The following is an 18,188-nucleotide window of genomic DNA, read 5'->3' as shown; positions in this document are numbered from 1 at the left end:
CAACCTCAGCTTCCTCGGTTCAGACCAGATGGACAACCTCCTGAGAGAGCAAACCTAGCCCTGCCGAAAACCCATCCGGAAGGCGCCCCAGTGGCGGCCGTTCACGACGATCGGCGACGAGACGTCCTTCATCAGCACGAAATTGCCGCCGCCCATGTCGCGGCGGTAGGTCTGCAGCAGGAACGGTTTTGTATTGGCCGCGACCTTGCTCACCGCGCGGTCGTTGAACAGGCGGCGGTTGCGGCAATTGGCGTTGTTCCACACCGGGTCCGGTCCCTGCGGCAGCCGGTAGTTCGGATTGTGGGTCGGCAGATAGCCGCTGCGCGCCCAGGCGACGCAGAACACGATGCGCGGATCGGTCTTCTGGATCGGATCCTGGATCGCAGGCAGCACGCGGTCGGTGAAGCCGACATAGTCGGTCAGGTACTGCTTCGGATTGGTGCCGGCGATCTCGCGGTAATTCTCGTCCATCAATTGCGCGAGCGTGATCTCGCCGCTTGCGATGGCCTTCTCGAACAGCTCCGAAATCTGTTTCGCGGTGTCGATCACGACGCGGATCAGCGGCGCATCGCTGGTCTCGACGCCGCTGTCGGCAATGGTCACGATCAGGCTCTCGGAGAGCTCGAGCAGCTTCGCGACGCGCCCGTCGGCGTGCTTGAGGTCGCGCGAGGAGAGGTCGACGCCCTTGGCGAGCTCGTTCAGCTCCGCGATCACGGTGTCGCAATGGCCGAGATTGGAGGTCGCGGCGCGCGCCACGCTGCCGATCTCAGCGCCGACCGATGAGAAGCCCTCCTGCACCCGCATGATGATGCCCGAGATCTGCTGGGCGCCTTCGCCGGCGCTCTTGGCGCGCAGCGAGGCATCGCTGCTCTCGTCGATCAGGCTGCCGATCTGGCCGTCGAGGTCGCGCACGGTGTCGGAAATCTGATGGGTCGCCTGGCGGGTCGCCTCGGCAAGGTTCTTCACCTCGCTCGCGACCACGGCAAAGCCGCGGCCGGCATTGCCGGCGCGCGCGGCCTCGATCGTGGCGTTGAGCGCCAGCAGGTTGGTCTGCTTGGCGATCGCCTCGATCGAGCCGGAGACCTTGGCGACCTGGTTCAGCGCGGAGCCGACTGCGGCGAGCCGCGCCTCGATCCGTCCGACCGCGGCGACGAGCTCTGCGATATGGCTGACCGCCGTCTCAACCGCGTTGCGCGATTCCGCGATCTGGCCGACCGCGGCGGATGCGGTCGTTTGCACCGCCTGCGATGCGTTGGCGATGTCGTGATTGGCCGAGACCATGATCTCGGCGGTCTCCTGCAAATGATGGAACCGCTCCGACTGGCTCGAGACGCGGTTCGCGACCTCCTGGACGTTGCCGGCGATGTCGGCAAGCTCGACCCCTAGGCCGCCGATGCGGTCGGCGAGCTGGTCGACCAGCCGTTCGGCCAGCGTCCGGTCCGATGATGTATCCAGCACTGCAAGCTGCGCGGCCGACATGTCGCGTTTCCTCCGTTACAGCAGCCCGTCGAACCGCTGCAGCATTCCCCATTCTCATTCAAAGCGTGATTCGCTCGGGCGGTCTTGCCTGAGCGTGCACTGTGTAGCCCGGACGGAGCGCAGCGAAATCCGGGATCGCTGCCCGTGGAACCACGTGTCCCGGATGGCGCTGCGCTGCATCCGGGCTACGAAGCCATCAAAGCTTGTACGCCGTGCGGAAGGCGCCCCAGTGCCGGCCGCGCACACGGATCGGCACGTCGATCTCGCGCATCATCACGGTGGTTCCGTTGCCCATGTCGCGCGCGTAGCTTTGAACCAGGTAGGCGCGTTCATTATGCGCGGCGGCAAGGCCCGCGGGATCGTTGAAGATGCGGCGATTGCGGCAATTGGCGGTGTTGTAGGCGACGTCGCCCGGCCGCTGCGGCTGCGAGTAGATCTTGTTATGGACCGGCAGATAGCCGTTCCGGTCGACCGTCGCGCAGAATGCCAGGCGCTTGTCCTTGGCGAGGAACGCCTCGAGCAGAGCGGGCAGCGCGCGATCCGCCCAGTCCAGCATTCTGGTGCGGTACTGCACCGGATTGGTGTCCGGTATCTCGACATAATCGGTGTCGAACATGTCAGCGATGGTGATCGCGCCGCTTGCCAGCGCGTTCTCGAACAGCTTGCTCAGCGCGCTGCCGGCTTCCATCGCACGGGTGACGAGTTCGGCGTTCTCCTCGTGGATCGCCCACATCCGGTCTTCGATCTTCTCGCGCAGCTCGGCGGTCGCCGCCTCGAAGCGCGCCTGGCTGCCTGCCTTGGTGCGGTCGCCGATCCTGATCCGGCAGGCGCCGATATCCTGCAAGGTTGCATTCAGGGTCTCATGGGTCGGCAACCTTTCGGCATCGGGTCCACCGATCAGGATGCCGTCCATCGCGATCTCGTAGACCGGCGCGGTAACGATGCCGCGCGCGGTCGTGATCTCGATCGTGAGGCTGCAGGGCAGGCGCTCGTTCTTGCGCGGATCGCCGCGCTCGTCCTGGCGCAGCAGCACCGCGCAGCGCGCCTTCAGCTTCCGGGCGAAGGCGGTCACCGCCTTGCCGGCCTTTGCGACATTGTCGCCATGCGCGGCGGCTTCGCGCGTCGCACTGTCGATCTCGCCGGCGCTGGTGCCGACCGAGACGATGAAATGGGAGGCGGAGGCCGCGTTCTGGCCCATCTCGCCGGTGATCTGGTTCTGCTCGGCGACCGCGCCGTTGACGTTCTCGAACACCGGGCGGATCTTTTCGATCGCCTGCGAGATGCGGTGGACGGCGTCCGCCGATCCGGTGGCGTCCTTCTGCAACGCCTCGATCTTCCTTGTAATCTCTTCGGTCGCGCTCTGGGTCTGCACCGCCAGCGCCTTGACCTCGGTGGCGACCACCGCAAATCCCTTGCCGGCGGCGCCGGCGCGCGCCGCTTCAATGGTCGAGTTGAGCGCCAGCAGCGTGGTCTGCCGCGCGATCTGCGCGATCAGATTGACGACGTTGCCGATCGCGGCCGAGGATTCGCGCAGCCGATCGACATTGGCCGTTGCCTCGCGCGCCGCCGCCGCGGCGTCGTCGGCGAGCTGGCTCGCGCTGCGCACCTGCGCGCCGATGCCCTCGGCGGAATGGGTGAAGCGGTCGGCAGCTTCCGAGAACGTCGTCGCGGTGCTCTGTGCATCGCTGCTGCGCCCGGTCAGCGCATCGGTGCGGGCGCGGATGGTCGCGAGCTTGGCTGCCGTCGCCTCGGCGCCGTCGGCCACCGAGCCTGCGGCGCGTTCGAGCTGGCGGATCATCGCCCCGAGCTCGAGTTCCAGCAGCTCCAGGATCTCCTTTGACGAATCCTTGGCCGAATCAGTCTCGGTCGAGACTTCAGCCGCGGTCGGAACCTGCGCGGCGGCCGACGCAGCCGGATCCGGCACTTGCTTGCGAAACAAACCGAACGCCATGGGGGGCTCTTGGAAGTTGCCTTGGAAAGTTGCGGCGGGACGGGGCGATCCTCGCATCCGGGCATGAAGTCATGGTTAACAAGTGCCTCATATTCCGGCATGCGGTAGTATTCGTCCGCCGGACGGCCCCTGCCGACCTTTGATTTTGACCGCCAGGGGCCTATAAGGCCGCGTTTTCCACCCCTGTTCAGACCCTACGCTCGAAGAGACGTCGCATGGCCGGCCATTCCCAATTCAAGAACATCATGCACCGCAAGGGCCGGCAGGATGCCCAGAAGTCGAAGCTTTTCGGCAAGCTGGCCCGCGAAATCACCGTGGCGGCCAAGCTCGGCACCCCGGACCCCGCGATGAACCCGCGGCTGCGCGCCGCCGTGGTCGCCGCCCGCGCCGAGAACATGCCCAAGGACAATATCGACCGCGCCATCAAGAAGGCCCTGGGCAGTGAGGGCGAGAACTATGACGAGATCCGCTACGAGGGCTATGGCCCCGGCGGCGTCGCCGTCATCGTCGAGGCGCTGACCGACAACCGCAACCGCGCCGCCTCCGACATCCGCTCCTTCTTCACCAAGTCGGGCGGCAATCTCGGCGAAACCGGCTCGGTCGCCTTCATGTTCGACCGCACCGGCATCATCGAATACGACGCCAAGGTCGCCTCCGATGATGCGATGCTGGATGCCGCGATCGAGGCGGGCGCCGACGACGTGGTCTCCAGCGAGGCCGGTCACGAGGTCTACGCCTCGCAGGACACCTTCCGCGAGGTCGCAAAAGCGCTGGAAGCCAAGTTCGGCGAGCCGCGCAAGGCGGCGCTGACCTGGAAGCCGCAAAACACCGTCGCGGTCGACGACGAGACCGGCGAAAAGCTGTTGAAGCTGATGGACCTGCTCAACGAGCACGACGACGTGCAGAATGTGTACGCCAATTTCGAAGTGTCCGACGCGCTGCTCGCGAAGATGGGCGGTTAAGAGCCTCGTTTATCGCCCAAAACTCCGCTGTCATCGCCCGACTCGATCGGGCGATCCGGCATTCCAGAGACCGGTATTTGATCCGAGAGGCGGCGGCGTACCGGATTCTCGCTTTCGTGGGGATGACGGGCGAGGCCGGATGGCGGGCACGGCGCGATGACACGCGCGGCAGGGGACGAGCGTCCGTTTGTGTTTCGTTCTCGCAGGCTAGGCGGTATCACTTCCCCATGACATCGCAGCCGATTCGCTCTCCCGTCCGCATCATCGGTATCGATCCGGGTCTCCGCCGCACCGGCTGGGGCGTGATCGAGACCGAAGGCAACCGTCTGGTCTATATCGGCTGCGGTTCGGTCGAACCGCCGGACGATCTGCCGCTGGCGAGCCGGCTGCTCGCGATCCATGAGGGGTTGGCTGCCGTGCTCGGCGACTACAGGCCGGCGGAGGCGGCGGTCGAGCAGACCTTCGTCAACAAGGACGGCGTTGCCACGCTGAAGCTCGGCCAGGCCCGCGGCGTCGCCATGCTGGCGCCCGCAATGTTCGGTATCTCGGTCGCCGAATACGCACCGAACCAGGTCAAGAAGACCGTGGTCGGCGCCGGTCATGCCGAGAAGAACCAGATCCAGGTGATGCTGAAGATCCTGTTGCCGAAAGCCGAGCCGCCGTCCGCCGACGCCGCCGACGCGCTCGCGGTCGCGATCACGCATGCGCATCATCGCCAGAGCGCCGCGCTCCGGCTCAGGGTGGCGAACCTATGATCGGCAAGCTGAAGGGCCTGATCGATTCCTACGGCGAGGATTACGTGATCCTCGACGTCGGCGGCGTCGGCTATCAGGTGCATTGCGCGAGCCGCACGCTGCAGGCGCTGCCACAGCCGGGGGGCGCGGCCGTGCTCTCGATCGAGACTTATGTCCGGGAGGACGCGATCAAGCTGTTCGGCTTCCGCTCGGATCTGGAGCGTGAGTGGTTTCGCCTGTTGCAGACCGTACAGGGCGTCGGTGCCAAGGTCGCGCTGGCGGTGCTCGGCACGCTGCCGCCGACCGATCTCGCCAATGCCATCGCGCTGCGCGACAAGGCGGCTGTGGCGCGGACGCCCGGTGTCGGGCCGAAGGTCGCCGAACGCATCGTCAGCGAATTGAAGGACAAGGCGCCGGGCTTTGCCGATGTCGATCCTGCGGTGGTGCAGCTCTCGGGTGCGATCGACAACAACCGCGCGCCGCGCCCGGTGACGGATGCGATCTCCGCGCTGGTCAATCTCGGCTACGGCCAGCCGCAGGCCGCCGCCGCGATCGCCGCCGCCTCGCGCAGTGCCGGTGAGAGCGCCGAGACCGCGCAGCTGATCCGGCTGGGGCTTAAGGAATTGTCGAAGTGAACACGCCCTCGCGCATGGTCTCGCCCGAACGCCGCTCCGACGATGTCGGCGACACCGCGCTGCGTCCGCAGTCGCTGACGGAGTTCGTCGGCCAGGCCCAGGCGCGCAAGAATCTCTCGATCTTCATCGAGGCCGCCAAGAAGCGCGGCGAGGCACTCGATCACGTGCTGTTCGTCGGGCCTCCGGGCCTCGGCAAGACCACGCTGGCGCAGATCGTCGCGCGCGAGCTCGGTGTCGGCTTCCGTGCCACCTCGGGTCCTGTCATTGCGAAGGCCGGCGATCTTGCGGCGCTGCTCACCAATCTGGAAGAGCGCGACGTGCTGTTCATCGACGAGATTCATCGCCTGAGCCCGGCGGTCGAGGAAGTGCTCTATCCCGCGATGGAGGATTTCCAACTCGATCTGATCATCGGCGAAGGTCCGGCGGCGCGCTCGGTGAAGATCGAGCTGTCGAAATTTACGCTGGTCGGCGCGACCACGCGCGCAGGCCTGCTCACCAATCCGCTACGTGATCGCTTCGGCATTCCGATCCGGCTCAATTTCTACACCGTGGAAGAGCTGGAGAAGATCGTCACCCGCGGCGCCCGCGTGCTCAACATCGGCATGAGCCCCGACGGCGCCAACGAGATCGCGCGCCGCGCCCGCGGCACGCCGCGCATCGCCGGCCGCCTGCTGCGCCGCGTGCGCGACTTTGCCTCCGCCGCGGATGCCGACGCCATCGATCGCGGCATTGCCGACCGTGCGCTGAGCGCGCTCGAGGTCGACAGCGCCGGGCTGGACGCGATGGACCGGCGCTATCTCACCACCATCGCGTTGAACTATGGCGGCGGACCGGTCGGCGTCGAGACCATGGCGGCGGCGCTGTCGGAGCCGCGCGATGCCATCGAGGACATCATCGAGCCCTATCTGATCCAGTGCGGCTATTTGCAGCGCACCCCGCGCGGACGGCTGCTGACCTCGCATGCCTTCCGCCATCTCGGCCTTGCCGAGCCGAACCGCGATCCCTCGCAGTTCGGCCTGTTCGGCGGCAATGGCGACGACGACTAAGCATGATCCGGAAAAGTGCGAAGCGGTTTTCCGGAGAAGATCATGCTCAAACAAGAGCCCCGCTCTCGAAGACGTGAAAAGACGTGTTGACGCAGCGCATCGCGCCGCGCGGTAACCTTGCCCGCTAACCATTGCGACGTCTCTGCAGGCCGTCTGCACAAACGCGGCCCAATTTCGCTCCAATCAAGGGGCCTATCATGGATCAGGCATCACCGATCACAGGCCCATGATTTCACGTCGTCACTTTCTTCGCGGGTTCGGCGGAATGACCGCCGCCACCGCCTCGACCGGAGCCTACGGCCTGAGCGAGCCGGTCGTCCGCCTCACGCTGACGCGCTACGATCTGTCGCCGCGGCAATGGCCTTCGGACTTTCCGCTCAAGATCGCCGCGATCGCCGACATTCACGCCTGCGATCCCTGGATGTCGCTCGATCGCATCGCTGAGATCGTCGAGCGCACCAACGCGCTGAACCCCGACCTCATCGTGCTGCTCGGTGATTATGTCGCCGGGCTGCGCCACGTCACCCGCTTCATTCCGGCCTCCGAATGGGCCGCGGTGCTGAAGGACCTGAAGGCGCCGCTCGGCGTCCATGCCGTGCTCGGCAATCACGATTATTGGGAAGACAAGACGGTGCAGCGCCTGGGGCACGGCACACCCGTCGCGCGTCGTGCGCTGGAGCGCGTCGGCATTCCGGTCTACGAGAACGATGCGGTGCGGCTCACCAAGGATAACCGCTCGTTCTGGCTCGCCGGTCTTGGCGACCAACTCGCCTTTATGGCGGCGCGGCGCTATCGCGAGGTCCGGCGCATCGGCGTCGACGATCTCAATGCGACGCTCGCAAAAGTCACCGACGACGCGCCGGTGATCCTGCTCGCGCACGAGCCCGACGTCGCGCTCCGCGTGCCCTCGCGCGTCGCGCTGCAACTGTCCGGCCACACCCATGGCGGCCAGATCCGGCTGCTCGGCTGGTCGCCCGCGGTGCCGGTGAAGCACGGCATGCGGCTCGCCTATGGCCACATCAAGCTGAAATGCGACGTCGTCGTCTCCGGCGGCCTCGGCTGCAGCATCATGCCGTTCCGCCTCGGCGTGCCGCCCGAGATCGTGCAGGTCTCGCTCGGTGCAAAGGCGCCGGTGGTGTCCTGATCGCGCTTGCGTGATCGCGCAATTTGCGCAAAACGGTTGGTCTCACGAGGCAATCGAGGGGCCGCAATTGACCTTACCCCATATCGACGGCGCGATCCGCGATGGCCGACATCATATGCAGGTCCGTGTCTATTACGAGGACACCGATTTTTCCGGCATCGTCTACCATGCCAATTACCTGCGCTTCATGGAGCGTGGTCGTACCAATCATCTCCGATTGATGGGCGCCGAACAGAACGCGCTGTTCGAGGAGGCGCAGGAGGAGACCGGCGGCTTCGCCTTTGTCGTGCGCTCGATGACGCTGGACTTCCTGAAGCCCGCGCGGATGGACGACATGCTCGACGTCGTGACCTGGCCGATCGCGGTGAAGGGCGCCTCCATCATGCTCGCGCAGGAGGTCAGGCGCGGCGATGACGTGCTTGTGAAGGCGCAGGTGCGCGTCGCCTTCGTCAGTCAGGGCCGGGCACAGCCGATTCCGAAGTCTATCCGCGCGCTGATGAAGGCCGATCTGGCTTAACTATCGGCCGATAGGAAACGCCCCATCGACTCTGCGCGGGCTGGCGATAGATTTGCGCGTGGCAAGACAACTGCAAGAGATCGCCGATGTCACGCCCACCGCTGCCGCTTTCACTCGCGAGTTAAGTAAGCTTCGCGGCGAGCGCGTCTAGTATTGCGCCAGCACGCTCTCGGAAAGCCGGACCCAGATCATCAACCTTCGACATTGCCAGTCGCTCTTGAAAGAAGCGCTTAATCTGCGCTTTAGTCGGAGACTTGGCTAATTTGAGTTCCTTCTCAATTCGATCTAGTGCGTCCTTATCGACTAGATCTTCAATTTGGGTCACTTCAGGCCGAAGTTCGTCGATCGTTCCGATGCGGTCAGGTGGAATTCCGTATTCGGCGATGTACCGCTTCTTTTCTTCCTTTCCTTGACGGTCGCCATCGAGGAGGAAGAAAAATTTTAGATTCCACCCGATGTGCATCGAGATCAATGCACCAAATGTGCCGGCGCCAAGTCCCGGCAAAATGGGCAATTCGTCGCGACTAAGAAGGTTTGCGGCGTATCTCAGAATGTAATAGTCGGACCTTTCCGAATACAAGGCGGCTTAAGACCTACGAAGGCGAAGACTGAAGCGCCCGCGAGAGCGCCGAGTTCAACGGTCGTGTCTTTGATGCCTTTGAAATTCTTTATTCTAAATGACTTGTATCGCAACGAGTTAACCTCCCAAGCAGTTCAGGCTTGATCTCAATCTTTGATCATTGCTCGGCTTTTGATGCAACTAATCGTTAGGCATAAGGTGTGCCTTGGTAAGAATTTCCTGTGCTCTGCATTTGTTGCAGTGCCGAAGCGTCTTTCTCGGAGAAGGGTGGGTGTGATCTCGAGGAAGAGGACGACTTGAAGTTCTGCTCCGGCCAAGACAACCTCTTGCAGTGCTCCTGCTGTTGAAGCGCAGGTTGGGCACAGCCGATTCCGAAGTCTATCCGCGCGCTGATGAAGGCCGATCTGGCTTAACTATCGGGCGATAGGAAACGTCCCATCGACTCTGCGTGGCGCGGCGATAGATTGCGCGCGACCAACCAACCGCGAGGGATCGCCGATGTCACGTCCGCCGCTGCCGCCCTTTACCCGCGAGACCGCCGCGCAGAAGGCGCGCATGGCGGAGGATGCCTGGAATTCGCGCGACCCGGTTCGGGTCGCCGGCGCCTATACCGAGGACAGCCGCTGGCGCAATCGCGCCGAGGTGTTTCAGGGGCGCGAGGCGATCGTGGCCTTCCTGACCCGCAAATGGGAAAAGGAGCGGGAGTATCGCCTGATCAAGGATCTCTGGGCGTTCGACGGCAACCGTATCGCGGTGCGCTTCCAGTACGAATGGCACGATGCCGGCGGCAACTGGTTTCGTTCCTACGGCAACGAGCAGTGGGAGTTCGACGAGCACGGCCTGATGCGCCGCCGCGAAGCCTCGATCAACGACATCGCGATCGCAGAGAAGGACCGCCGCTTCCACTGGCCCGCGCCCGGTCCGCGTCCGGCCGATGTGCCCGGGTTGGGGCAAGAGCCGTTCTGATCGCCGCGTAGCCCGGGCTACGGGTCGTTGTGGGGACTCATCGAAAACGTTTGCGCGTCTCGATGGGCACTGGTTTATGCTGGTTGGCGTTGCAACCTCACCGCGTCCGCCGGACCCATTCCATGCCATCTAAACGTTCTACAGCCATTGCGCTCGCAGGCTGCCTTCTCGCGACCGCCCTCATAGCCGCCCCTACCCAGTCGAGCGCGGCGAAAAAGAATATACGCGGGCCCGAAATCTGGGCGCCGATGTTTAGACATCAAGTCGAGAGGTGTTGGAGGAAACCAGCAGGCGCCGGAAGCGATGCAGCAAATATGAAGGTTGAGATCAGGATCGACCTGACGCGAGAGGGCAGGCTCGACGGGCAACCCGTCTTGGGGCCGGGGAGCGCTGCTGCCACAACAGATTTTGCTCGGGCCTATCAGGAGAGCGCGCTCCGGGCGATCACAGAATGCCAGCCCTACAATTTGCCGGTCGAATACTACGATCAGTGGAAAAAATTTACGTCGGTCTTTCTTGAGACTCCACCTGGACAGACAGGGAAGCCTGCGGCTGGGGAGCTCGATACTCGCAAGCTTTCGATTTGCCGAGGCTGCTGACCGCAACACTTTACTTCCCGTAGCCCGGATGGTGCGAAGCGAAATCAGGGGCGGTCTCTGATGCGGCGAGATCGTTCCCGGATTGCGCTGCGCTCAATCCGGGTTACGAGTCTCAAAGTGAGGTGCGAGCCGGCCGTCGTGCTTCGAGGCTCGCTGCGCTCGCACCTCAGCATGACGGTGACAGATTTTCGCGCCTGGCTCGAGTTACCGTGCGCGTAGCCCTATCCCCGTCATCCTGAGGCGCTCGCGGAACGCGAGCCTCGAAGGATGGACGGCCCCCGCTCGCGGGGCCGTCACCTTGTGCGCTAATCCTTACGCCGCCGCCTTGTGCCGCGCGATCTCGGCCTTGTAGAGCTCGAACTCTTCCGCGACCGCCTTCGCAACCGACGGCCGCGTGCGCAGGCGCTCGTAATAGGCCTTCAGCGCCGGCCATTTCGAAAGCTCGATCGGAGGCGTCGCCATGGTCCAGTTGATGACCGTGACGAGATAGGCGTCGGCGACGCTGAAATGATCGAGCAGGTACTCGCGGCCCTTCAGGTGATCCTCGACATAGTCGAGCCGCGACACGTATTTCTCCAACGCGTAGGTCTTGGCATCCGGCGGCGCCTTCTTGTCGAGCAGCGGCAGGAACAGTCCCTTGTGCAACTCGGTGCCGATGAAGCACAGCCATTGATGCAGCTTCGAACGCTCGGCGTTCGACGCGGTGCCGAGGCCGGCGCGCGGGAACTGGTCGGCGACATACTGCAGGATCGCGGCGTTCTCGGTAAGCACGACGCCGTCGTCGGTGCGCAGCGTCGGCACCAGGCCGAGCGGGTTGACCTTGTTGAAGTCGGTGCCGTCGTTGCGCACCTGTTTGGTCTTCGGATCGACCTCGAGGTAGTTGGCCGGCTGGCCCGCTTCGTAGAGCGCGACGCGGGTCGCCATCGAGCAGGCGAGCGGCGAGAAATAAAGGTCCATAGGTGCCTCCTTGGGGCGGTCTGGCGCGGATGTTCCGGCCGTTATTGATTTTTGTACTGTCTTGGATAATATTGAGGGCGTCAAGGAATTAAATGCGAAATGGTACAAAAAAGTAGGAAGCCGCCATCTGCTGCCAAAATCGAGGCGCCGGTCGCGCCGAAGCGGCGCGGGCGGCCGCGCGCCTATGAGCCTGACGTCGCGCTCGGCAAGGCGCTCGATCTGTTCCGCCGCGACGGCTTTGCCGCGACCTCGCTCGACGATCTCAGTGCTGCGACCGGCATGAACCGGCCGAGCCTCTATGGCGCGTTCGGCGACAAGCGCGAGCTCTACATCAAGAGCTACCAGCGCTATCGCGACGACGCGCGCGCGGCGATGGTCGACATCTTCCGTGCCGATGCGCCGCTGCGCGAGCGGCTGGAGCGCATCTATCGCATTGCGCTCGACATCTATCTCTCCGGCGAGTCCGGCCCGCGCGGCTGCTTCACGGTGATGACCGCGGCGTCGGAGGCGGTGTCGGATCCTGGTATCCGCAGCATGGTGGTGGAGGGACTGACCGAGCTCGACAAGGCGTTCGGCATCTGCTTCCGCGATGCCAAGGAGCGCGGCGAGTTGCCGGAGGGCGCCGATCCTGCAGCGCTGGCGCATCTTGCCTCAGCGACCATCCACACCATCGCGATCCGTGCCCGCGCCCGCGTGCCGCGCCGGGAACTCGAGGCGATCGTGAAGGGCGCCGTCGACGTGCTGTGCGCGGCCAAATAGAAGCGGCGAAATTTCTTCCGCAGCAAATGTCGGGCGCTGTTTTTCCCGCCCGTCTTCCGTAAGGTCTCTCAACCTACGGAAGCGGAATAGCATGGGAAAAGTCAGGACTTCAGCATTCTCGGTCTCGATCGATGGATTTGGCGCGGCACCGCGTCAGAGCCTCGAAAATCCATTCGGCGAAGGCGGCATGGTGTTGCCCGGCTGGTTCCTCCAGACGCGGACGTTCCGCCAGACCTTCGGCCAGGACGGCGGCAGCACCGGGCTCGACGACGAGGTCGCACGCAAGTCGATGGAGAATATCGGCGCCTGGATTCTGGGCCGTAACATGTTCGGCCCGATCCGCGGGCCGTGGCCGGATCATGCCTGGAAGGGCTGGTGGGGCGCCAATCCGCCGTATCACACGCCGACCTACGTGCTGACCCATCACGCACGGCCTGACATCGAAATGGAAGGCGGCACCACGTTTCATTTCGTGACCGACGGCATTCACGCTGCGCTCGAGCGGGCGCGCGCCGTTGCGGGGGACAAGGACATTCGGGTCGGCGGCGGCGTGTCGCTGGTGCGCCAATTCCTTCAGACACGCCTGCTCGACGAGGTGCAACTGGCGCTGTCGCCGGTGCTGCTCGGCGCCGGCGAAAATCTGTTCGCCGGCATTGATCTGCCCGCGCTCGGATATGCTGTCGTCTCGCATGTCGCGAGCCCGAATGCCACGCACGTCACTTTCGCGCGCAAATCGTAGATCGTTCACACCCGCGTCAGCGGCCAAAATCGGCCGTTGACGCGAGCGCCGTTCGGTCGTATTTAACCCGCAGGTTATTTAACCGATGAGCTAAGTAAATGCCGCTCGATCCCCTCAGTTCGACCTTCGCCGCGCTGGCCGATCCGACCCGGCGCGCGATCCTGGCGCGGCTCGCGCTCGGGGAGACCTCGGTGATGGAGCTGGCAAAGCCGTTCGACATGAGCCTGCCGGCGATTTCCAAGCATCTGAAGGTGCTGGAGCATGCCGGGTTGATCTCGCGCGGGCGCGAGGCGCAGTGGCGGCCGTGCCGCATCGCGCCCTCTTCGTTCAAGCAGGTCGACGGCTGGCTCGGGAATTTCCGCCGCTTCTGGGACGAGAGCTTCAACCGCCTCGACGGCCTGCTCGAGGAGATGAAGGCGGAGGAGGCCGCGAAGGCCCCGCCGCACACCACCCGTAAAGTCAGAGTAAAGAAGGAGAAGCAACGTGGACGCACGCGTGGATAAGACGCTGAGGATCACGACCCCGTCGGATTTCGAGTTCGCCATGACGCGCCAGTTCGACGCGCCGCGGCGCTTCGTGTTCGACGCAATGACGAAGCCGGAATATCTGGTGCGCTGGCTCGGCTGCGAGCAACTCGCGATGCCGGTCTGTGAAGTGGATCTCCGGGTCGGCGGCGCCTATCGGTTCGTGTTCCGCTCGTCCGAGGGTATCGAGCATGAATTGACCGGCACCTATCGCGAGGTGGTGCGCCCGGAGCGGCTGGCGTTCGGCGAAACCTTCTCGATGCCCGGCTTCACCAGCGACGAATATCTCGTCATCTCGACCTTCATCGAGGCCGGTGGCACCACGACGCTGACGACCACCATCCGCCATCCCACCAAGGAGGCGCGTGACGGCCATCTCAATTCCGGCATCGACAAGGGCGTCGAGCCCGCCTACGACCGGCTCGCGGAGGTGGTTGCCGAGATGGGCTGAAGCTGCGGCCGCTCCACTTGTCGTCCCGGCGAAAGCCGGGACCCATAACCACAGGACATCGTTGCTGTGCAGGGGGCCTCTCCGCGTGCTCCAATGAGGGGCCGCGGAGTATGGGTCCCGGCCTTCGCCGGGACGACACTCTGTGTGGTGTGACGGCTCAGCCTAATACCCTCGCTTGCGATCGACGAGATTTTCGAGCGCACCGCCTTGCTCAAAGCGCGCGATCTGCTGCGCGACGTATTTTGAGATCTCGTCGGCGTCGGTGTCGGCGGCGTTGTGCGGCGTCAGCACCACCTTCGGATGGCTCCAGAACGGGCTGTCTTGCGGCAGCGGCTCGGTCTCGAAGACGTCGAGCGAGGCGGCGCCCAGCGTGCCGTCGTCGAGCGCACGCAAAATGTCCGCTTCGTTCTGCAAGCCGCCGCGCCCGGCATTGATGATGACGGGCGCGCCGAGCGGGCTGTTGCGGTTCAGCTTTGCGAACGCGTCGCGGTTCAGCACGTGGCGGGTATCCGGCGTCAGCGGCAGCAGGCAGACCAGGATGTTGGCCTCGCGCAGGAACGCGTCCAGCCCCTCAGTGCCGTGATAGCAGGCGACGCCGTCGATCCGCTTCTCGCTGCGGCTCCAGCCGACGACGCGGAAGCCGAGCGCGCGGAGCGCGTGCGCCGAGGCCGCGCCGAGCGTGCCGAGCCCCATCACCCCGACGGTGATCGCGCTTGCCGCCCATTGATAGTCCGGCGCCCAGCGCCTCAATCGCTGCGACTCCCGCAGATAGAGCTCCTGGCGGTGATGCATCAGCACATGCAGCACGACATATTCGGTCATGCGATCGGTGAGATCGCCGACCGCGACCCGCACCAGCGGCACGTCGGGCAGCGAACGGTCGGCCATCAGCGCGTCGACGCCGGCGCCGAGGTTGAAGATGACGCGCAGGTTCTTGAACGCCGCGAGCTCGCCCGGCTTCGGCTTCCACACCGCGGCATAGTGCACCTCGGCGGGATCGAGCGCGCCGTCCGGCAGCAGCACCACGCGGCGGTCCGGGCAGACCGTGTCGAACCGCGCTTTCCAGCGCGCCGACGACCAGTTTTCCGAGCCGCCATTGATCAGCAGCGCCAGTGCGCCCTTACCCATCCGGATACCTCCAATTTCAGTGTGACCGATGTCACAGAGCGGGCCTGGCCCGCTCCCTAGTCTCCTGCCATCAACCGGGGAGAACTTCCATGCGCAAGCTGATCCTGATCGCGGCTTTCATCGCTGCCACCGCCACCACCGCTCACGCCGGCCAGAGCCGTGGCCTGGTGCTCGCAAACGCCGACGCACCCGCTCAGGCGCAACCGGCCGTTGCGCCCGCTCCGGCCGAAGCCCAGCCGGCCCCGTCGCAGGCCCAGCCGGCCAATGCCGCGCGGCCGCAGGCGTCGCGTCCGGTGAAGCGGAGCCAGGCCAGCCGCCGGGAGAGCGACGAGGCCAAGGCGCGCCGGATCGCCGCTCGTTACGGCGTCTATTGGTAGTCGCACCATGAACGTCGAGGCGATGGCATGACACGCCGTCGCCGCGTCCCAAGACATTGTCGGTCGCGGCGTGCCATGAACGCGTCGGCTCAATCCATCGCCTGCATCCGGAACCTAAATTTCTTTCGCGCCGCCTGTCGGCAGCGGGCATAATCGTTCGTTCTTGCAATGAACGGAGATGCCTTTTCGATGCTGTACGCCATCCTCTGCTATCATGACGAAGACATGGTCGGTTCCTGGAGTAAGGAGCACGACGCCTCGGTCATGCAGAAATTGTCGGCCGTGCAGGACAAGCTCGCCAAGCAGGGCCGGCTCGGCCCGGTGGCGCGGCTGCTGCCGACCACCGCGGCGACCACGCTGCGCAAGGAAAACCCGCCGCTGGTGCTCGACGGCCCGTTCGCCGAAACCAAGGAGCAGCTGCTCGGCTTCTACCTGGTCGAGGGCAAGAATCTCGACGAGGTGCTCGACATCGCGCGCGACCTCGGCGAGGCCAATCCCGGCGGCACCTATGAGATCCGCCCGGTCGGCTACTTCAATCAGGGGGGTACGAAGGCGTGAGCATGACCGATACCGCCTGGATCGATGCCGCGCTGACGTCGGCGCGTCCCCAGGCGGTTGGCGCGCTGCTGCGCTACTTCCGCAATCTCGATACCGCCGAGGAAGCCTTTCAGAACGCCTGCCTGCGGGCGCTGAAGAGCTGGCCGCAGAACGGCCCGCCGCGCGATCCCGCGGCGTGGCTGATCATGGTCGGCCGCAATGTCGCAATCGACGACATCCGACGTGGCAAGAAGCAGGAGGCGTTGCCCGACGACGACCAGGCGATCTCCGACCTCGGCGATGCCGAGGAAGAGCTCGCCGAGCGGCTCGACGGATCGCATTACCGCGACGACATCCTGCGGCTGCTGTTCATCTGCTGCCACAAGGACCTGCCGGCGACGCAGCAGATCGCGCTCGCGCTGCGCATCGTCTCCGGCCTGTCGGTGAAGCAGATCGCGCGCGCCTTCCTGGTCTCGGAAGCCGCGATGGAGCAGCGCATCACGCGGGCCAAGACGCGCGTCGCCGATGCCAATGTGCCGTTCGAGACGCCGGGCGCAGTCGAGCGCAGCGAGCGGCTCGTCTCGGTCGCGGCGATGATCTATCTGATCTTCAACGAGGGCTATTCGGCGAGCGGTGACACCGCTCAAATCCGCTCGCCGCTGTGCGAGGAGGCGATCAGGCTCGCCCGCCTGCTGCTGCGGCTGTTCCAGAGCGAGCCGGAGATCATGGGGCTGACTGCGCTGTTGCTGCTGCAGCATGCCCGCGCGGCCGCGCGGTTCGACGCCGATGGCGCGGTGATCCTGCTCGACGACCAGGACCGCAGCCTGTGGAACCAGAAGCTGATCGCAGAGGGCCTCGCGCTGATCGACAAGGCGATGCGCCATCGCCGCAGCGGGCCTTATCAGGTGCAGGCTGCGATCGCGGCACTCCACGCTCGCGCGGAAAAGCCCGAGGATACCGACTGGACCCAGATCGACCTGCTCTATGGCGCGCTCGAGATCATGCAGCCGTCGCCGGTGATCACGCTGAACCGCGCCGTTGCGGTCTCCAAGGTGAAGGGGCCGGCGGCCGCGCTCGAGATGATCGAGCCCTTGGCGCCGCGGCTTTCCAACTACTTCCATTATTTCGGCGTGCGCGGCGCCTTCCTGATGCAGCTCGGCCGCAACGAGGAGGCCCGCGTCACCTTCGACCGCGCCATCGCGCTCGCCAACACCACCGCCGAAGCCGCCCATATCCGCATGCATATCGACCGCCTGATGCGCGACAGCCAGCCGCGCAATGTGAAGGCGAAGTAGCGGCCAGGGCTTGCCTCGTTCAAAGGGCTTGCCTCGTTCAAGTTCAAGTCGAGAGACCTCCCGTGTGAACCCCTCTCCCTAACCCTCCCCCGCAAGGGGGGAGGGAACCCTTCCGCCGGTGCGTCCCTCACGTGAGAGCCCGAACATCGCCAGCCATTAGCGTGCGGTGAGCGCGCTGGTCGGACTCCCTCCCCCCTTGTGGGGGAGGGCTGGGGAGAGGGGTAAGCCCCGGGCGAGGCGATCAAGGTGCGCATCGCTCCCGCAACTCTTGTTGCGCTCCTCAAAAAAATCTTCACCCCCGGTGTCGACCTTGCGTCCTGCCGTTCGTCATGAAGGCAGAGCATCACCAAGCGTTACGGAGCCTGCCATGCAGACGATCGTCGACACCGAAATCTCGAAGCCCGCCCGCATCACCGGCCGCGTCGTCAGTGGCGTGGTCGTCCTTTTCCTGCTGTTCGATGGCGCCATCAAGCTGCTGCCATTGCCTGTCGTCACCGAGACCATGGACAAGATGGGCTTTGGTGCGAGCGATACGCTGGCGCGCAGCCTCGGCATCATCACCATCGTCTGCACGCTGCTGTACTCGGTGCCGCCGACCTCGATCCTCGGCGCCATCCTGCTCACCGGCTATCTCGGCGGCGCGATCGCGTCCCATGTGCGGATCGGCAGCCCGCTGTTCAGCCACACCCTGTTCGGGCTCTATCTCGGCCTGATGGTGTGGGGCGGGCTCTATCTGCGCGACGGCAATCTGCGCGCGCTGCTTCCGTTCCGCCGCTGAGCCATCATCTTAATTGATCTACCTGGAGAC

General features: G+C 64.8%; 21 protein-coding genes. 16 read left to right on the top strand and 5 right to left on the bottom strand.

The features are described from left to right. Positions 1-54: 54 nt before the first annotated feature. The gene (locus tag CO675_RS36525; RefSeq protein WP_097676716.1) at positions 55-1,479 is read right to left on the bottom strand and encodes a methyl-accepting chemotaxis protein; all 1,425 of its coding nucleotides are present in this window, start codon (positions 1,477-1,479) and stop codon (positions 55-57) included. Positions 1,480-1,675: 196 nt separating this feature from the next. Further along, entirely contained in the window at positions 1,676-3,430 is a 1,755-nt protein-coding gene (locus CO675_RS36520) for a methyl-accepting chemotaxis protein (RefSeq protein WP_097676715.1), read from the bottom strand. A gap of 215 nt (positions 3,431-3,645) precedes the next feature. On the opposite strand from CO675_RS36520, the gene CO675_RS36515 reads away from it, so the two are divergent. The 6 genes from CO675_RS36515 to ybgC all read left to right on the top strand — a co-directional run bounded on the left by CO675_RS36515 (position 3,646) and on the right by ybgC (position 8,468). Next, positions 3,646-4,392 (top strand): YebC/PmpR family DNA-binding transcriptional regulator, encoded by a 747-nt coding sequence (locus tag CO675_RS36515; RefSeq protein WP_097676714.1) that lies wholly within the window; start codon positions 3,646-3,648, stop codon positions 4,390-4,392. A gap of 227 nt (positions 4,393-4,619) precedes the next feature. Beyond that, positions 4,620-5,147 carry a crossover junction endodeoxyribonuclease RuvC gene (ruvC, locus tag CO675_RS36510; RefSeq protein WP_097676713.1) on the top strand — a complete coding sequence of 176 codons (528 nt, stop codon included), beginning with the start codon at positions 4,620-4,622 and terminating at the stop codon, positions 5,145-5,147. Further along, positions 5,144-5,761 carry a Holliday junction branch migration protein RuvA gene (gene ruvA / locus CO675_RS36505; protein WP_097676712.1) on the top strand — a complete coding sequence of 206 codons (618 nt, stop codon included), beginning with the start codon at positions 5,144-5,146 and terminating at the stop codon, positions 5,759-5,761. Before ruvC ends, ruvA begins: the two co-directional genes overlap by 4 nt. Then, the gene (gene ruvB, locus CO675_RS36500; protein WP_097676711.1) at positions 5,758-6,807 is read left to right on the top strand and encodes a Holliday junction branch migration DNA helicase RuvB; all 1,050 of its coding nucleotides are present in this window, start codon (positions 5,758-5,760) and stop codon (positions 6,805-6,807) included. Before ruvA ends, ruvB begins: the two co-directional genes overlap by 4 nt. A gap of 226 nt (positions 6,808-7,033) precedes the next feature. Continuing rightward, complete coding sequence (locus CO675_RS36495) at positions 7,034-7,951, top strand: metallophosphoesterase (protein ID WP_097676710.1); 918 nt, start codon at positions 7,034-7,036, stop codon at positions 7,949-7,951. Positions 7,952-8,018: 67 nt separating this feature from the next. Next, positions 8,019-8,468 carry a tol-pal system-associated acyl-CoA thioesterase gene (gene ybgC, locus CO675_RS36490; protein WP_021076499.1) on the top strand — a complete coding sequence of 150 codons (450 nt, stop codon included), beginning with the start codon at positions 8,019-8,021 and terminating at the stop codon, positions 8,466-8,468. 121 nt (positions 8,469-8,589) lie between these two features. On the opposite strand, the gene CO675_RS36485 is transcribed toward ybgC, so the two are convergent. Beyond that, positions 8,590-8,982 carry a hypothetical protein gene (locus CO675_RS36485; RefSeq protein WP_143279205.1) on the bottom strand — a complete coding sequence of 131 codons (393 nt, stop codon included), beginning with the start codon at positions 8,980-8,982 and terminating at the stop codon, positions 8,590-8,592. 564 nt (positions 8,983-9,546) lie between these two features. On the opposite strand from CO675_RS36485, the gene CO675_RS36480 reads away from it, so the two are divergent. Then, positions 9,547-10,014 carry a nuclear transport factor 2 family protein gene (locus tag CO675_RS36480; RefSeq protein ID WP_097676708.1) on the top strand — a complete coding sequence of 156 codons (468 nt, stop codon included), beginning with the start codon at positions 9,547-9,549 and terminating at the stop codon, positions 10,012-10,014. 62 nt (positions 10,015-10,076) lie between these two features. After that, the gene (tolA, locus tag CO675_RS42050; RefSeq protein WP_502693441.1) at positions 10,077-10,613 is read left to right on the top strand and encodes a cell envelope integrity protein TolA; all 537 of its coding nucleotides are present in this window, start codon (positions 10,077-10,079) and stop codon (positions 10,611-10,613) included. A 312-nt stretch (positions 10,614-10,925) separates the two neighbouring features. Here tolA and CO675_RS36470 read toward each other — a convergent pair whose 3' ends face one another. Further along, positions 10,926-11,570 (bottom strand): glutathione binding-like protein, encoded by a 645-nt coding sequence (locus tag CO675_RS36470; RefSeq protein WP_097676706.1) that lies wholly within the window; start codon positions 11,568-11,570, stop codon positions 10,926-10,928. A gap of 99 nt (positions 11,571-11,669) precedes the next feature. Between CO675_RS36470 and CO675_RS36465 the strand changes: the two genes are divergently transcribed. The 4 genes from CO675_RS36465 (at position 11,670) to CO675_RS36450 (ending at position 14,043) form a co-directional block, all read left to right on the top strand. Continuing rightward, positions 11,670-12,329 carry a TetR/AcrR family transcriptional regulator gene (locus tag CO675_RS36465; RefSeq protein ID WP_097676705.1) on the top strand — a complete coding sequence of 220 codons (660 nt, stop codon included), beginning with the start codon at positions 11,670-11,672 and terminating at the stop codon, positions 12,327-12,329. A 91-nt stretch (positions 12,330-12,420) separates the two neighbouring features. Then, the gene (locus tag CO675_RS36460; protein WP_097676704.1) at positions 12,421-13,068 is read left to right on the top strand and encodes a dihydrofolate reductase family protein; all 648 of its coding nucleotides are present in this window, start codon (positions 12,421-12,423) and stop codon (positions 13,066-13,068) included. 98 nt (positions 13,069-13,166) lie between these two features. Next, positions 13,167-13,571: an ArsR/SmtB family transcription factor gene (locus tag CO675_RS36455; RefSeq protein WP_097676703.1), complete on the top strand. Its 405-nt coding sequence runs from the start codon at positions 13,167-13,169 to the stop codon at positions 13,569-13,571. Continuing rightward, on the top strand, positions 13,552-14,043 hold the full coding sequence (locus tag CO675_RS36450) for an SRPBCC domain-containing protein (RefSeq protein WP_158231358.1): 492 nt from the start codon (positions 13,552-13,554) through the stop codon (positions 14,041-14,043). Before CO675_RS36455 ends, CO675_RS36450 begins: the two co-directional genes overlap by 20 nt. A 162-nt stretch (positions 14,044-14,205) precedes the next feature. Here the strand turns inward: CO675_RS36450 and CO675_RS36445 are convergent, their stop codons facing one another. Continuing rightward, positions 14,206-15,171: a 2-hydroxyacid dehydrogenase gene (locus CO675_RS36445; RefSeq protein ID WP_097676701.1), complete on the bottom strand. Its 966-nt coding sequence runs from the start codon at positions 15,169-15,171 to the stop codon at positions 14,206-14,208. 89 nt (positions 15,172-15,260) lie between these two features. Here CO675_RS36445 and CO675_RS41215 point away from each other — a divergent pair, with 89 nt between their 5' ends. The 4 genes from CO675_RS41215 (at position 15,261) to CO675_RS36425 (ending at position 18,158) form a co-directional block, all read left to right on the top strand. Then, positions 15,261-15,548 carry a hypothetical protein gene (locus CO675_RS41215; protein WP_097676700.1) on the top strand — a complete coding sequence of 96 codons (288 nt, stop codon included), beginning with the start codon at positions 15,261-15,263 and terminating at the stop codon, positions 15,546-15,548. Positions 15,549-15,737: 189 nt separating this feature from the next. Beyond that, positions 15,738-16,106 (top strand): YciI family protein, encoded by a 369-nt coding sequence (locus CO675_RS36435; RefSeq protein WP_097676728.1) that lies wholly within the window; start codon positions 15,738-15,740, stop codon positions 16,104-16,106. After that, complete coding sequence (locus CO675_RS36430; RefSeq protein ID WP_097676699.1) at positions 16,103-17,380, top strand: RNA polymerase sigma factor; 1,278 nt, start codon at positions 16,103-16,105, stop codon at positions 17,378-17,380. The genes CO675_RS36435 and CO675_RS36430 overlap by 4 nt, the downstream gene beginning before the upstream one ends. A gap of 367 nt (positions 17,381-17,747) precedes the next feature. Beyond that, a complete protein-coding gene (locus CO675_RS36425) occupies positions 17,748-18,158 on the top strand; it encodes a DoxX family protein (protein WP_097676698.1) in 411 nt (136 codons plus the stop codon). The last annotated feature ends 30 nt before the right edge of the window (positions 18,159-18,188 follow it).

The organism is Bradyrhizobium sp. C9 (genome assembly GCF_002532045.1).
Classification (GTDB): domain Bacteria; phylum Pseudomonadota; class Alphaproteobacteria; order Rhizobiales; family Xanthobacteraceae; genus Bradyrhizobium.
Note: the sequence above shows the minus strand (reverse complement) of the source record. Positions and strands in the feature narration are given on the sequence as shown.